Consider the following 12,770-nt stretch of genomic DNA (forward strand, 5'->3'; position numbering starts at 1 on the left):
TCCGGCCGGGGTGGATGCCCTTGTTCAACGTTCCTCCCTGAACTCGACGTGCCTGCGAACGATCGGGTCGTACTTGCGCAGCACCAGCCGATCGGGGTCGTTGCGACGGTTCTTCCTGGTCACCAGTGTGTAGCCGGTACCGGCGGTGGACCGCATCCTGATCAACGGACGAAGCTCGCTCCTGCTCAACTCCGCCTCCTTTCATGACAACGGCCCGCACAACACGGCAACAACCGTTTTCATTCCACTCCGGCGGAAGCCTCCTGCCGGAGAGACATGCGGGAACTCCGTTACTTGCTTATATCGGAGGGAATCCCGGCAATTACTAACGGTTATACGGGCCGGTCGGGCTGGGCTACCTGGGGCCGACATTGGTGGCGCGTCGGGACCGTCCGGTGGTGGTCCGCTACCGCAACCACCTGCCCACCACCCACCTGCTGCAGTCGGCGGTCGACGTCACCTTGTGGCGCAACGTTCCCGGCGACCCGCCCGATCCGCCCGGCGGCCGCATGCCGCAGGACTTCCCCACCGGGCGCAACGTGTGGGCGGTCCCCCATCTGCACGGCGCCTTCGACGCGCCGCAGTTCGACGGCCATCCCGAGGCGTGGTTCACCCCGGACGGGCGGCACGGCCCCGCGTTCGCCACCCTTGACGGAGCCCGCCCCAACGAGGCCGTCTACGCCTACACCAGCCGGCAGCCGGCCACCATGTTGTGGTACCACGACCACGCGATGGCCCTCACCAGGCTGAACATCTACGCCGGGCTGGCCGGCCTCTACCTGATCCGCGACTCCTTCGAAGAGAGGCTCCCCCTGCCATCGGGTGCCTTCGAGGTGCCGCTGATCCTGCAGGACCGCAACCTCACGCCCGGCGGCGCCCTGTCCTACCCCGACAAAGGCCCGACGCCGTACCACCCCAAATGGAACCCGAACTCGACCTCACCGGCGCACCACGGGGTACGCGGATCACGATGATGAACGACGCCGCCACGCCCTTCCCGCAGGGCGGCAAGAACGTCCCCATGCCCGAGATCATGCAGCTCCAGGTCAGCAAGGCACTGTCCGGTCCCGACCCGAGCGCGCCGCCGGACCGGCTGTCGCTGCGGCCGATCTCGCTCCTGCGGCCGACCTCCCGCCTGCCCCGCCGCCAGTTCGTCGTCACCGCCAACCGCGACGCCCACCACAAGTCCACCCACCTGGCCATCAACCAACGGCTATTCGAAGACCCGATCGAGGATTTCCCCCAGGTGGGCACCACCGAGATCTGGGAGTACATCAACACCTCGGGCGACGGCCACCCCATGCACGTGCATCTCGTCCAGTTCCAGCTCTTGAACCGGCAGCGATTCGACGCCAAGGCCTACCTGGCGGCCTACCGGAGCTGGATCACACAGGGACGCCCACCCGCGACCAGACCTGCGCTCACCCGCTACCTCACGGGCCCCGTGACAGCTCCGGCAGCCGAGGAGGAAGGCTGGAAGGACACCATCGTCGCCCCTCCCGGGATGGTCACCCGGATCGTCCTGCGATTCGACGTCCCCCCGCCCATCGATGGCATCCGAGGCACGCGGACATCGCTCCCCGCCACCTACATCCAGCACTGCCACATGCTGGAACACGAGGACAACGAGATCATGCGCCCCTGGCAGATCATCTACTGAGCGTACGCCTTACGGACGGGTTTCTTGGTCCGCCTGGGGCGCTATGGCAAGGTCCTGCAGCTTCTCGGGCGGATGCGTGGGGAGCCGGTGTACCGTCCGGCGGAGCTGGGCCACCTCGGCACGGCAGTCCGCGCACGCCCTCAGGTGCGCCTCGACGGCGGCGTTCTCGACCGGGCCGAGGGCGTCCAGCACGTACGCGCCGAGCGCGGTCGGGTCGTGCCGGACGGCCCACCCCGGCCAGAGCCGGAAGGCCACCGTCCGGTCGAGGCGGCCGCCCAGGTGCATGCCGCGCCAGACGCCCCGGTATCCGGGCAGCAGGCCCGCCGCGATCAGTACGTGCCCGGCGATCAGCAGCGTGGCCAGGTACGTCGCCCACACATGGATCCTGACCAGCACCGCGAACACCGGCCCGCCGTGCAGCAGCGCCATCCCGGCGCCGCTGCCGATCAGGGCGAGCAGGCTCGCTGTCAGCGCCAGGTTGAGCAGGCGCTGGCCGGGATCGAAGTGCCCCTCGTGGTGGCCGAACCGGCCGGTGAAGAGCGCGGCGGGCCAGCGTACGAACCATCCCAGGTCACCGCGACGGAAGCGCACCGATTCGGCCACGAACGTCCGGACCGCGCGACGCCCGAGCACCAACCCGGCCAGGACGAACGCCGCGAGCGCCCAGCCGAGCCAGGTGTGCAGGACGGTGTCGGGCAGGCGGGTGAATCGCGCGAGCGGGCTCGGGTCGCCTTCCCTGCCGGACAGCAGCCACCATCCGATGCCCAGCAGCGCGAGCGTGGCCAGGTATACGCCCGCGTGGAACCATCTGGTCCGGCGGTTGTAGCGCTCGCTAGTAGCCATCGCCGGGGTTCTGCGTCGGCTGAGAGGGCTGGCCCTCGGTGACGTTCACCGTGATCTCGGCCGAGGCGCCGGCGGGCGAGTGGTCGGCGTTCTGCAGGGTGACCCCCACCGTGTGCTCGCCCGCAGGCAGCCCGGCGATCTCGAACGGCGAGGCGGTGACGACGGTGTAGTCATCGGTTTTCCCGTCGGTGAACACGTGCACGTGGTGCTTGCCGGACTCGGGAGGTCCGATCTCCTCGCTGGTGGTGAACTCCAGCGAGAACGTCCCGGCGACGTCGGCGTTGTTCGCCGGGCCGGTGATGGTCACGGACGGCGCGCCGGCGCCTGCCGCGCCGGCCATGCTGCATCCGGCGAGCAGTGCGCTCGTGGCGAGAGCGATGAGGATTTTTCTCATACCGGTTGTACGGCAGACGGGGCGCGCCGGGATTCATACCGGATGAAGCCAGAACGATGATCGTCCCCGTAGTACCGACTGTGGGCACTTTCGGATGAATCGCTCCTAGCCGGCATGGCCTCGGGCGACGCGCAAGCCGCCACCGCGCTGGTGCGTCGCTACCAGGCCAGGGTGTTCGGCCTGGCCAAGACCATCGTGGGCGAGGCGGCGCTGGCCGAGGAGGTGGCGCAGGAGACGTTCGTGCGGGCGTGGCGGCACGCGGCCGCCTACGATGCCAGGCGTGGCGCCGTACCGACGTGGCTTCTCACCATCACGCGCAACCTCGCCATCGACGCGCTGCGGCTCCGTCGCGAGCTGCCCATCGATCCGCAGGCGATGCTGACGCGGCTGCTCGCCACAGAGCCCGCCGACGAGCCGCCACGGGACGAGGAGTTCGTCCGGCAGGCGCTGCGCGGGTTGCCACTGGAGCAGGCCAGGGCCATCGCGCTCACCGTGTTCTATGGACTGACGGGCAAGGAGGTCGCGCAGGTCGAAGGGATACCGCTGGGCACCGCCAAGACCCGCCTGCGCAGAGGGATGGCCAGGCTCCGCGAGCAGCTGGAGGTGAACGATGACTGAGCGGCCGGACTGCGAGGCCATCCGCGAGGCGATCCCCGAACTCGCCGCCGGCGCCCTCGCGGGCGACGAGCGCGCCGATGCGCTGCGCCACCTCTCAGGCTGTCCCACCTGCCGCAGGGAACTCGAGGACGCCACCCGGCTGGTGGACGCGCTCACCACACTCGCCCCCGCCGAGGAGCCACCCGCCGCCTTCGAATCCGCCGTGCTCGCCCGCATCACCAAGACCCGCACACGCTCACGATGGCGGCCCTTCGTCCTGCACCTGCTCACGGCGGCGATCGTCGCCGCGCTGGTGGGCGGGAGCGTGTGGCTGGCCACTGGACCGGACCGCGAGCTGGCCACGAACTACCGGCAGACGCTCGCCGTCGCCGACGGACGCTACCTCTCCGCCGCCGTGCTCTACGCCGGCGAGCGGCGGGTCGGGCACGCGTTCGCCTACGAAGGGTCCCCGAGTTGGATCTTCCTCACCGTCGAGGCGGCCGGGAACTCCGGCTCGTACGAGGCCGAGCTGGTCGGCAAGGACGGCGCCTGGACCGACCTCGGCCAGGTCAAGCTCTCCGACGGACAGGCGACGTGGGGCACCACCGTGTCGATACCGATCTCAAGGATCGACCGGATCGTGCTCCAAAGGCCGGGGGCACCCGACGTCGTCGCCGTATTCGCTCGATGAGAACCCCGACATCACCCCGCTCAGGGCTGTAGTCCGTCCCATGACCATCGGGGGATCTTGAGGCCCTCGGGGACATCGTCGGCAGACTCGTGGTAGCGCGACATCGTCGTCGTGGTGGCCCAGGCGAAGTAGTCGTACAACACCTGCCGCAGCGGCTCGGCCGCGCTCACCCCCACATCCTCCAGGGCCTGGTCGAAGCAGGCGATCGCCCGACGGTCCATTTCCTCGTGCGGGCCGTTGCCGCTGTGGATCCGCACGACCGATGTCTCGTCTCCATAGGAGTCGGAGTAGGTGGTCGGTCCGCCGAGGGCCTCGGCCCAGTACGCGGCGAGTCGCTCGCTGTGCTGAGGATGGAATCCATGGCTGAACGCGTGGCTGACCACGTCGTCGGCCATCACCCTGGCATGCCACGCTTCGGCCAGGCGGAGCAGGCCCTTGCTGCCGCCCGCAGCCTCGTACACGCTCTGCATGTTCCGAGAATGCCAGGGGCGGCGCAAAGACCATAGACCCGCCAAGGGACATGGTGACGGGGCGGATAGCGGCGGTTGCTCGCTCGATGCCGATGAGCAGGAGAATGACCTGCGGAAACGTGCCCTGGTCCCGGTCGGCTCTCAGGGGTTTTGGAAGGTCACCTCGGGATCGGCGGTGGACGGACCGTTCAGGAGCGGCTGGCGCTCGCCGCGTAGGTGCTGGTCGAAGAAGGCGCCGACGTAGGCCGTGGTGATCTCGCCTGATCGTTTTCCTGAGAGTGGAGCGGAGGGGTCGGTGACTCCAAGCTGCCCGCCGAGGATCGGCAGGTCGATGAAGGTGAAGTGACCGGAGTCGGCGACTGTCAGCCAACGCTTCCAGCCGTCCAGACGCTGCCAGGCCTGTGGCCAGGTCGTGTCGGTGGAGTCAGGCGAGTGCTGAGCCTTGGTGCCGAGCATGAGGAAGGGCCGCTTGCCGAGGCCGGACTTCGGGATGGCGGCGAAGAACGTGCCGTCCATGTTCACACCGGCGCGGACGCGACGGTCGGCGGCCATGACGCTCGCGGCGGCGTTGCCGCCCAGAGAGTGGCCGGCGGCCCCGATCCGCTTGGAGTCGATCATCTTCCAGCGCTTCCAGCTGGACGGATGTCCAGCAGTGTGCGTCAGTGCGTCGACCACGAAGGCGATGTCGTCTCCTCGGCCGGCTGCGGCCATGGCCAGCAGTTTCCTCCCCGCCTCGTCGGATGGGGCCTTCTCGATCGTGTCGCAGGCGATGCAGGTCAGGGTGCGGCCGCCGGGGAAGGTGGTGCCGAACGACTCGTAGGCGTGATCCACGAGTGCGACGACGTAGCCCTTCGAGGCCAGCTCCTCGGCGAGCGTCGTCAAGGTGGCGCGGTTGAGCGTGAAGCCCGGCGAGAGCACGACCAAGGGATGTTCTCCGCCGATGGGGCGGGCGCCAAGGCGCGCGTTCACGCGGACACCGGAGAGTCGCTCGGCCTTGTACAGGGCATCGAGCTTCAAGCCCTTGAGCAGGAGCCCGGCCTCATCGGCGGTCATGTACGGGGCGGCGCTGCCACCGGTTTCGGCAGGGTAGTACATCGACACCATCAGCTCTCGTCCGCCTGCTGTGGGCACCCACGGGTCGCGGCGCTTCTTGTCGATGAGATGCAGGGTGTCGCGCCCGACCGCGTACTTCCCGGTGGGGCTGGGGATCGAGAGGGCCTGGGCAGAGCCCTCCGCGGAAGCAGGAAACGATGTCGTGGCACCCCACAGAGACAGTGTCACGGTGATGAAGACGGCCGCGGTGCCACGGCGAGATCTTGTCATGGGCAGGAGCGTAAGAAGAGCGCCAGTGCGCCCAACACTCCCAAAAGACCCGTTTGCCCCCTTTACTTTCGTAAGGGGGCAAACGGCGCCCACACGTCACGAGACAGGGCACCAGATCGGCATCATGCGGAGCGTCCGGCCCCTGCTCGATGCAGCCGGCATGTCGAGGGCAACAAAACGCGATGGACGGCCACAGAAGCCGGCCCGGTCTATAGCAACGCCAGCATTCGCTCCGCCTGAGCCGACTTGGTCTCTCCACGGGTCCGCAACAGCCAATACAACGCGAGAAGGCGGCGGCACTCCGTGAGCCTGGCGGCCTCGTCAGCGGTCAGCTCGAATCTCTCCAGCACCGCGGTCATGCCGGAGGTGTCGTTGCGCCAAACGGATATGTGCTCGACGACCTCGGCGAGTTCGAATGCACGGTCGCTGCGGCCGGAGTACTCGAAGTCAATGACACGGATGGCGGTTCCATCCCAGAGATAGTTGGACAGGTTCCCGTCACCGGTGCCGAACACCGGAGTGCCCGGCTGTGCCAGCAGCTCCTCCAACATGGGCTGCTCCACCCAGTTCCCAGCCTTGCGAAGGGTTTCAGCGACCGCGGCATCCTCATCAGAAAGCGGCGCCGTCGCCCACCACGATCGAACCTGTTCGAGGAGTTCGACCGGATGTCCGGCACGAGCGGGCACCTGACCCAGCACATGCTGAGGGATCGCCTGTTGGACCCTCGTGACGGCCTCGGCCAGTGCGTCCGCCAGTTGCCCCTTGATCGGTCCCTCCACGGCGGCGCCGCCAAGCCGAGACATGACCACGGTCGGCGGATCGGCTTCCAGATCGGCGGTCACCGGCGCGGGCGAAAGTCCGGGTGCGTACTCGTCGAGCAGCTCCAATGCGCGCCATTCCCGCTCAGGCTGGCCATGGTTCGACGACCGATATTGCTTGATCACGACATCGGATCGGACTTCGATCGTGTGCTTGCCCATGCGCTCTCCGATCTTGCGTCGGCCGCCGAATTGCCCCACCACCGGCATGCCCTCCTGTGCATGCGCTGCATGATCGCCACCTGCTCGATCAGAAGCAAGGTGCGGCTTGCAGTTCGGTCCGGACGAGTCGAAAGCGAGGCGGATCGGTCACCAGCGCAGCGGAAGGGTGGCGATGAAAGCGCCGAGTCGGTCGGCGATGAGCTGGTGGTCACGGAGCGATGGGTGCCAGTGGCAGCCGCCGTAGTCCAAGCCGGTCTCGGGGTAGTACCAGAAGCGGACTCGGTCGTCGCCCTGACTGTTGCGCTCCTGGACGATCTGCCCGGCGGTCTCGGCGAACACGGTGGTGTTGGACATGTGCGTGGCACTGACCACGAGAATCGTGTCGCGGCCGTACTGATTCCGGAGCTTGTCGAGGAAGGCGTGGTAGGCGGTGCGGTAGGCGGCGACGAGGGTCTCGGGCGTCCACTGTTCCCCGGGGTTGATGGCTGTCGAGAAGTCGTTGATACCCAGGCCGATCACCACGAGTTCCGGCTGCCAGGTGCCGGGGTTCCTCCATATGTCACCCTCGACGCTCAGCAGCGCACGGTCATAGTAGGTGCGGTAATTGGTCTGGGGCTCGACGCCGTTGTAGTTGCGCACCATGCCACGGCCGGAGAAGGCGTTGAGCTGGTAGTCGGCGTTCAGGCGGCGCGCGGTGACGGCGCCGAAGCTGAGGTCGGCGTTCGTGGTCCGGTTGACCTCGTCGCCGGTGCATTCGCGTGTGGTGGACGTGTTGCCATAGCCCGCGGTGAAGGAGTCGCCGATGAACTCGATCTGCCGGTGCCGCGCCGTGCGCCCGGCGAGGATCGCCCCATACGGTACGGCGACGAACCCACCGAACTCACTCGTCGCCCACGGACTCTCCGAGCGCTTGACGACCCGGACGCTGTGCACGCCCCTTCTGAGTCCGGCGACCCAATGCGTGGTCTGCCCCGGGGTCACCAGGGTGGCGACGGTCGTACCGTCTATCTGGACGTCGTAGTCGGCGGCGGCGTCGTTGAGCACGATCCCGACTCCATGGCCGCGGAACTTGCCCTCAAAGTAGACACCGGGCCAGCTGTATTTGACGGAGTCCTTGTCGCCCACGACTCGACCGGCGGTGTGCACGCGGGTCAGGACACCGGTATCGCGGTCCGGAGAAGTCAGGGACGCAGCGGCGGCGGCTCCGGGCGTCACCACAGCCATCACCAGTGCGGACAGCACCGTGATCACACGTAACGAGCGCACGATCTCTCCCTTCAGCCGACCCAGCCGTGATCTCACATGCTGGGACAAACTGTCCTGAAGGCATCACGATCTGCCTATATGATCAACGACAGCAGCGCATAACACAATGAGTCTTTCCGGGTAATGGATCAGGACACCGCGTGACGGCGGGGCCGTGCTCCAAGCGGGCCGGGTTGGGCCTAGTGTTGCGGCCCCACCGTCCACGGCCGGAGCTTGTCGGGGTTGCGCACTGCCCAGATGTGCTTGATCCGGTCACCTGCCACGTCGAACGCCGCCACCGTCACGGTGACGCCGTTGTGCTGGGCCACCAGGCCGGGCTGACCGTTGACCGTACGCTCCAGGATCGTCAGGTTGGGTGCCCTGCCGGCGATATCGAGCATGTAGCGGGCGATCTGCTCGCCTCCTTCGATCGGGCGCAGCACGGCGCTGACCAGGCCGCCGCCATCGGCGATCATCGTTGCGCCGGGGTCGAGGAGTCCGACGAGGGCGTCGATGTCCTTGGCCTCCCAGGCCTGCTTGAAGTCCCTGACGAGGCCGGCCTGCCGGGCCGCCGGAGCCGCGGGAGCCTGCGCCGCGCGAATGCGACGGCGGGCCGAGGAGGCCAGCTGGCGACATGCCGCGGGGGTACGGCCGACGATCTCGGCCACTTCGGCGAAGGAGTAGCGGAAGACCTCGTGCAGGATGAACGCGACACGCTCGGCGGGGGTCATCGATTCGAGCACGACGAGGAAGGCCATGGTGACCGACTCGTCGAGGGTGACCCGGTCGGCCGGGTCGGCCGTGGTGCCGGCCGACCGCCCGTTGATCCACTCCGTACGATCGGGCAGCGGCTCCGGGATCCATTCGCCCACGTACCGCTCGCGCCGGGCCCGTGCCGAGCCGAGCAGATCGAGGCAGATGCGGCTGGCGACCGTCGTCAGCCAGCCGCCGGGGGACTCGATGGCTTCCTGCTGCTGCCGGGACATGGCGTACCAGCGGGTGTAGGTCTCTTGTACGACATCCTCGGCCTCGGCCACGGAGCCGAGGAGCCGGTAGGCGAGATTGATCAGCTGACGGCGCTCGCTCATGATCGCGCTCAGGCTCGGATCGGGCCGGCCGTGTCCTGGCTCGGATTGGGTGGTCATGGTGTCCCGACTTTCCTTGGCCGTATCTGCCCTCACCAGTTCGACGAGACATCGCACCGAATTGTGAGGTTGGGGCGTCGCCTGACATTTCCAGCGGTTGTGTCGTCGGACTACTGAGGCACCAGGTCGCACGCCTCAAACCACCACTGAGACTCGAGAAGGGAAGACCTCGCCATGTTCACGCCCACGACGACCAAGCAGGGCAACCTCATGTTCTTGCGCGTCGCGATCACCTTGCAAACCGTAGCCGTCCTCGTCCAGGGGATCACCGCCGGACTGTTGTTGTCCTCACCCGGGGGTGGGGCTCTGCATAGTGCTGGGGCGTACGGACTGTTCATCGTGACGCTGGCGCACCTGGTCGTGGCGATCTTGGTGTGGCGGCCGGGCGGCGGCTCGCCCAGGCCCATCCTGTACGCGGTCGGGTTCTTCGGGCTCACGCTGGCGCAGATAGCGCTCGGCATCGCCCACGTGAAGACCCTGCACGTCCCATTGGGCGTCCTGATGTTCGGCATGAGCGTCCTACAGCTCGTCTGGATCTGGACCAGCCGCCGCACTCACGTGGCCGCCGCGGCATGACGGTTGGCGCGGCGCCTCACCTCCCGCGACACCAACCCACCGGGTCGCAAACCTCAAACCACCGCTGAGATCGAGAAGGGAAGACCTCGCCATGTCCACGCCCACGACGACCAAGCAGGACAACCTCCAGTCGCGTCTGCCCGACCCCACCCAGTTCTTTCCCGAGCTTGCACAAATCGCCGGAGCCATGTCCAAGGCCACCCGGAACGGCTCGATTCCGCAGACCACCATCAACCTGGTGCAACTGCGCGCCGGGCAGATCGTCGCCAGCACGTACCACACCGTCCGGCAAACCGGCCTCCTCCGCAAGGCCGGGGAGACAGAGGAGCGCGTCACCGCCGTGGCGTCATGGCAGGACGCCCCCTACTTCACCGACGCCGAACGGGTCGCACTGGAGCTCGTGGAGGCCGTCCTCACCCCGAACCCGTCCGGGGAGCGCGTCCCCGAAGAGTTGTATGCCAAGGCATCCGCCCACTACGACGACAAGGCGCTGTGGACGCTCACCCTGGCGATCAGCCAGATCTGCTTCTTCATCCCCGTCGCGCTCATCGGCAAGCCGATCCCCGGTAAGGCCCCCGGGAAGAATTACAGCAGGTAACGCCACGATGAGGACACGGCGACCGTGCCTCACGCTCACTGGTGGACCCCCACACCGCCCACGGCGGTGGCTAGGAAGGGGTGGCTCAGCGCACTTCCTGAATGCGGATCAGGTTGCCCGCGGGGTCGCGGAAGGCGCAGTCGCGCACCCCGTACGGCTGCTCGGTCGGCTCCTGGACGATCTCGGCGTCGCTGGCCTGCACCATCTCGAAGATGCCGTTGAGGTCGGGGGTGGCCAGCACGATCCAGCCATAGGTGCCCTTGGCCATCATCTCGGCGATGGTGCGGCGCTCGTCGTCGGTGATGCCGGGGTCGGCGGCCGGCGGCGCCAGCAGGATGGACGTGCCGGGCTGGCCGACGGGGCCGACCGTGATCCAGCGCATCTTGCCGCTTCCGACGTCGCTGCGGACCTCGAAGCCGAGGATGTCGCGGTAGAAGGCCAGGGAGGCGTCCGGGTCGTCGTGCGGGAGGGAGGTGGTGTGAATGGTGATGTCCATGATGGTCACGCTAGCTGCAGCTCGCTGACCGGCGCTTCTCGATTCCTGATAGGTCTGGTCACCTGCTCCGTCACACTCGCCGCCCGGCGGCGTGCCGGTGACCGTCCCGCCCATCGCCGGGGAGCGAGCAGAGGCGCACCACGCCGCCTCATGGCAGCCCGCGGCCACACATCCCTAGGAGACGTCGCCGGGCTTGTCCACGATGCCGGACGCGAGCCACACATCGGCGAAGACCGCGCCCTTCCTGTACGCCACCTCTCCGTCGATCACCTCGTCGCGCAGCCAGGTCAATTGATCGGCCATGACCCGGTAGGTGCGAGGGTCGAGAATGAGGTGGCGGCGCTGCCCTTCTTCACCGGTGGTGGCACGGAACAGGCCGACCCCGGTACGCCCGGTCGCGTCCGTGACGCCCTGCTCGATCTCCACCCCAGGGATCTTCGCCATCGCGCGGAAGATGGCCGCCTCGAGTTCGGGCGGCATGACGGCCTGCTGCTTCAGGTACAGCGAGAGGATGCGGTTTCACACGAAGCCGGGATTCGAGTTCTCGGCTGGACTCCACACCGTCAGGCCCGGATTCAGTTCACCCCGTCCGACAACCGGCGGGCTTCGTCGGCCCACGCGGCCAGGAACATCATGGCGGCGCCGCGCTCACGAAAGAGCCGGGCCGCGTCGACGGACGCCTGGCCACCGTACGCCCGGGGCTGCCGGTCGACGTGCTGCAGCATCCGTGGCACCAGCCAGTCGTACTTGACCGCAGAGGCGCAGACGGCGAGCCGTACCTGGCGCTCGTCTCCACGCCAGCCGGCCTCGCGCAGTCCGTCGAGGTAGCCGCCGAACACGGCCGTGTCCAGGTCAGGCAGCCGTGCCGCCGGCAGGTAGAGGTCGAAGACGCTGTCGGGAATGTAATTGCCGATGTCCTCGCCCAATGCGCCGTCACCGGCGAACGCCCAGTCGAGGAGCATGCTGTGGCCGTCCGCATCGATCGCGTTGCTTGGCCACAAGTCGAGGTGGCACAGTGCGCGGGGCAGCGACTCCATGACCGTCAGAAACCGCTCCCGATCGCGGTGCAGCCGCAGCAGCTCGGCGCGCAGGCCGGGCGGGAAGTTCTCGCGGATCAGGGGATGCCGCCAAGTGTCGTCGTCCTCCAGCAGCTCGTACGGCACGCGCTTGGAGTCGATGTAGTCCCGCAGGAACGACCGGCTCGTCCAGGGCCGACCCACATGCCCGGCGCGGCCCTGGGCCATGCCCACCTGGTAGCCGAGAAGGCCGTGTCGATCAATCTCCCAGGACGTGGCCGGTGATCCGGTCACGTCCTCGAGCCACAGCGCCAGGTCGCCGTCTTCCCGTTCCATCAGCTTCAGCAGCCGAGGGGCGCGCACGCCGGTGCCGGACCACAGCGCCGGCAGGTCATCGGCGTAGACATCGGCTTCCCTGCGCCAATAGTTCCAGTGCAGCGGGTCTGAGGAGGATTCCCATCCCTCGTGACCGTTCTTCCGCCTGGTCAGCACCTTGAGTATGGCGGAGCGGTCCTCGGTTCGAACCCGCCATATCCCTGCGGTCACGCCGTTCAGCGCATTGTGCGTCAACGATTCCACTGTGGCGTCGGGGTCACCGAGCACCTGAGCGATCTCTTCTCTCACGCCGAGACCCTAGCCCTGTGGGCTTGTTGCTCGCGTCGGCGCGGTCACCCAACGACAAGATCACCGATGCGGCGTCGAAGCCCCGGTCGGCGGCGCCGCCGAAGGTGGCCGA

General features: G+C 67.7%; 17 protein-coding genes. 6 read left to right on the forward strand and 11 right to left on the reverse strand.

Features of this window, described 5'->3' with window-relative positions; translation table 11 throughout:
• Positions 1 to 24 precede the first annotated feature (24 nt).
• The gene (rpmG, locus tag ACTWPT_RS07365) at positions 25 to 189 is read right to left on the reverse strand and encodes a 50S ribosomal protein L33 (RefSeq protein WP_443176480.1); all 165 of its coding nucleotides are present in this window, start codon (positions 187 to 189) and stop codon (positions 25 to 27) included.
• A gap of 209 nt (positions 190 to 398) precedes the next feature.
• Between rpmG and ACTWPT_RS07370 the strand changes: the two genes are divergently transcribed.
• Both ACTWPT_RS07370 and ACTWPT_RS07375 read left to right on the forward strand, forming a co-directional pair.
• Complete coding sequence (locus tag ACTWPT_RS07370) at positions 399 to 974, forward strand: hypothetical protein (RefSeq protein WP_443176481.1); 576 nt, start codon at positions 399 to 401, stop codon at positions 972 to 974.
• Positions 971 to 1,660: a multicopper oxidase domain-containing protein gene (locus tag ACTWPT_RS07375; RefSeq protein ID WP_443176482.1), complete on the forward strand. Its 690-nt coding sequence runs from the start codon at positions 971 to 973 to the stop codon at positions 1,658 to 1,660. The genes ACTWPT_RS07370 and ACTWPT_RS07375 overlap by 4 nt, the downstream gene beginning before the upstream one ends.
• A 9-nt stretch (positions 1,661 to 1,669) precedes the next feature.
• Here ACTWPT_RS07375 and ACTWPT_RS07380 read toward each other — a convergent pair whose 3' ends face one another.
• Positions 1,670 to 2,503 carry a cytochrome b/b6 domain-containing protein gene (locus ACTWPT_RS07380; protein ID WP_443176483.1) on the reverse strand — a complete coding sequence of 278 codons (834 nt, stop codon included), beginning with the start codon at positions 2,501 to 2,503 and terminating at the stop codon, positions 1,670 to 1,672.
• On the reverse strand, positions 2,493 to 2,897 hold the full coding sequence (locus ACTWPT_RS07385; RefSeq protein WP_443176484.1) for an Ig-like domain-containing protein: 405 nt from the start codon (positions 2,895 to 2,897) through the stop codon (positions 2,493 to 2,495). The genes ACTWPT_RS07380 and ACTWPT_RS07385 overlap by 11 nt, the downstream gene beginning before the upstream one ends.
• Before the next feature lie 114 nt (positions 2,898 to 3,011).
• Between ACTWPT_RS07385 and ACTWPT_RS07390 the strand changes: the two genes are divergently transcribed.
• Together ACTWPT_RS07390 and ACTWPT_RS07395 are read left to right on the forward strand one after the other, a co-directional pair.
• Positions 3,012 to 3,515: an RNA polymerase sigma factor gene (locus ACTWPT_RS07390; RefSeq protein ID WP_443176485.1), complete on the forward strand. Its 504-nt coding sequence runs from the start codon at positions 3,012 to 3,014 to the stop codon at positions 3,513 to 3,515.
• Positions 3,508 to 4,185 (forward strand): zf-HC2 domain-containing protein, encoded by a 678-nt coding sequence (locus tag ACTWPT_RS07395; protein ID WP_443176486.1) that lies wholly within the window; start codon positions 3,508 to 3,510, stop codon positions 4,183 to 4,185. Before ACTWPT_RS07390 ends, ACTWPT_RS07395 begins: the two co-directional genes overlap by 8 nt.
• 20 nt (positions 4,186 to 4,205) lie before the next feature.
• Here ACTWPT_RS07395 and ACTWPT_RS07400 read toward each other — a convergent pair whose 3' ends face one another.
• From ACTWPT_RS07400 to sigJ, 5 genes are all read right to left on the reverse strand, one after another.
• Positions 4,206 to 4,655, reverse strand: coding sequence for a group II truncated hemoglobin (locus tag ACTWPT_RS07400; RefSeq protein ID WP_443176487.1), 450 nt, complete (start codon positions 4,653 to 4,655; stop codon positions 4,206 to 4,208).
• A 141-nt stretch (positions 4,656 to 4,796) separates the two neighbouring features.
• Entirely contained in the window at positions 4,797 to 5,978 is a 1,182-nt protein-coding gene (locus ACTWPT_RS07405) for an alpha/beta hydrolase family protein (protein WP_443176488.1), read from the reverse strand.
• Positions 5,979 to 6,187: 209 nt separating this feature from the next.
• Positions 6,188 to 7,006 (reverse strand): phosphotransferase family protein, encoded by an 819-nt coding sequence (locus ACTWPT_RS07410; RefSeq protein ID WP_443176489.1) that lies wholly within the window; start codon positions 7,004 to 7,006, stop codon positions 6,188 to 6,190.
• 99 nt (positions 7,007 to 7,105) lie between these two features.
• Positions 7,106 to 8,224 (reverse strand): GDSL-type esterase/lipase family protein, encoded by a 1,119-nt coding sequence (locus ACTWPT_RS07415; protein ID WP_443176490.1) that lies wholly within the window; start codon positions 8,222 to 8,224, stop codon positions 7,106 to 7,108.
• Positions 8,225 to 8,403: 179 nt separating this feature from the next.
• Entirely contained in the window at positions 8,404 to 9,348 is a 945-nt protein-coding gene (gene sigJ, locus ACTWPT_RS07420; RefSeq protein ID WP_443176491.1) for an RNA polymerase sigma factor SigJ, read from the reverse strand.
• A gap of 174 nt (positions 9,349 to 9,522) precedes the next feature.
• On the opposite strand from sigJ, the gene ACTWPT_RS07425 reads away from it, so the two are divergent.
• Both ACTWPT_RS07425 and ACTWPT_RS07430 read left to right on the forward strand, forming a co-directional pair.
• Positions 9,523 to 9,924: a hypothetical protein gene (locus tag ACTWPT_RS07425; RefSeq protein WP_443176492.1), complete on the forward strand. Its 402-nt coding sequence runs from the start codon at positions 9,523 to 9,525 to the stop codon at positions 9,922 to 9,924.
• A gap of 91 nt (positions 9,925 to 10,015) precedes the next feature.
• The gene (locus ACTWPT_RS07430; RefSeq protein WP_443176493.1) at positions 10,016 to 10,522 is read left to right on the forward strand and encodes a carboxymuconolactone decarboxylase family protein; all 507 of its coding nucleotides are present in this window, start codon (positions 10,016 to 10,018) and stop codon (positions 10,520 to 10,522) included.
• Positions 10,523 to 10,607: 85 nt separating this feature from the next.
• On the opposite strand, the gene ACTWPT_RS07435 is transcribed toward ACTWPT_RS07430, so the two are convergent.
• The 3 genes from ACTWPT_RS07435 to ACTWPT_RS07445 form a co-directional block, all read right to left on the reverse strand.
• Positions 10,608 to 11,018 (reverse strand): VOC family protein, encoded by a 411-nt coding sequence (locus tag ACTWPT_RS07435; RefSeq protein ID WP_443176494.1) that lies wholly within the window; start codon positions 11,016 to 11,018, stop codon positions 10,608 to 10,610.
• A gap of 174 nt (positions 11,019 to 11,192) precedes the next feature.
• Complete coding sequence (locus ACTWPT_RS07440; protein ID WP_443176495.1) at positions 11,193 to 11,498, reverse strand: hypothetical protein; 306 nt, start codon at positions 11,496 to 11,498, stop codon at positions 11,193 to 11,195.
• A 95-nt stretch (positions 11,499 to 11,593) separates the two neighbouring features.
• Entirely contained in the window at positions 11,594 to 12,658 is a 1,065-nt protein-coding gene (locus ACTWPT_RS07445) for a hypothetical protein (protein WP_443176496.1), read from the reverse strand.
• Between the last annotated feature and the right edge of the window lie 112 nt (positions 12,659 to 12,770).

The organism is Nonomuraea sp. 3N208, assembly GCF_052245935.1.
Lineage (GTDB): Bacteria > Actinomycetota > Actinomycetes > Streptosporangiales > Streptosporangiaceae > Nonomuraea.

Excerpts from the sequence above, each read along its gene's own strand:
- ACTWPT_RS07375 (WP_443176482.1), top strand. The coding sequence starts at position 971 with ATGATGAACGACGCCGCCACGCCCTTCCCGCAGGGCGGCAAGAACGTC.
- ACTWPT_RS07380 (WP_443176483.1), bottom strand. The coding sequence starts at position 2,503 with ATGGCTACTAGCGAGCGCTACAACCGCCGGACCAGATGGTTCCACGCG.
- ACTWPT_RS07385 (WP_443176484.1), bottom strand. The coding sequence starts at position 2,897 with ATGAGAAAAATCCTCATCGCTCTCGCCACGAGCGCACTGCTCGCCGGA.
- ACTWPT_RS07390 (WP_443176485.1), top strand. The coding sequence starts at position 3,012 with ATGGCCTCGGGCGACGCGCAAGCCGCCACCGCGCTGGTGCGTCGCTAC.
- ACTWPT_RS07395 (WP_443176486.1), top strand. The coding sequence starts at position 3,508 with ATGACTGAGCGGCCGGACTGCGAGGCCATCCGCGAGGCGATCCCCGAA.
- ACTWPT_RS07400 (WP_443176487.1), bottom strand. The coding sequence starts at position 4,655 with ATGCAGAGCGTGTACGAGGCTGCGGGCGGCAGCAAGGGCCTGCTCCGC.
- ACTWPT_RS07405 (WP_443176488.1), bottom strand. The coding sequence starts at position 5,978 with ATGACAAGATCTCGCCGTGGCACCGCGGCCGTCTTCATCACCGTGACA.
- ACTWPT_RS07410 (WP_443176489.1), bottom strand. The coding sequence starts at position 7,006 with ATGCCGGTGGTGGGGCAATTCGGCGGCCGACGCAAGATCGGAGAGCGC.
- sigJ (WP_443176491.1), bottom strand. The coding sequence starts at position 9,348 with ATGACCACCCAATCCGAGCCAGGACACGGCCGGCCCGATCCGAGCCTG.
- ACTWPT_RS07425 (WP_443176492.1), top strand. The coding sequence starts at position 9,523 with ATGTTCACGCCCACGACGACCAAGCAGGGCAACCTCATGTTCTTGCGC.
- ACTWPT_RS07430 (WP_443176493.1), top strand. The coding sequence starts at position 10,016 with ATGTCCACGCCCACGACGACCAAGCAGGACAACCTCCAGTCGCGTCTG.
- ACTWPT_RS07435 (WP_443176494.1), bottom strand. The coding sequence starts at position 11,018 with ATGGACATCACCATTCACACCACCTCCCTCCCGCACGACGACCCGGAC.
- ACTWPT_RS07440 (WP_443176495.1), bottom strand. The coding sequence starts at position 11,498 with ATGCCGCCCGAACTCGAGGCGGCCATCTTCCGCGCGATGGCGAAGATC.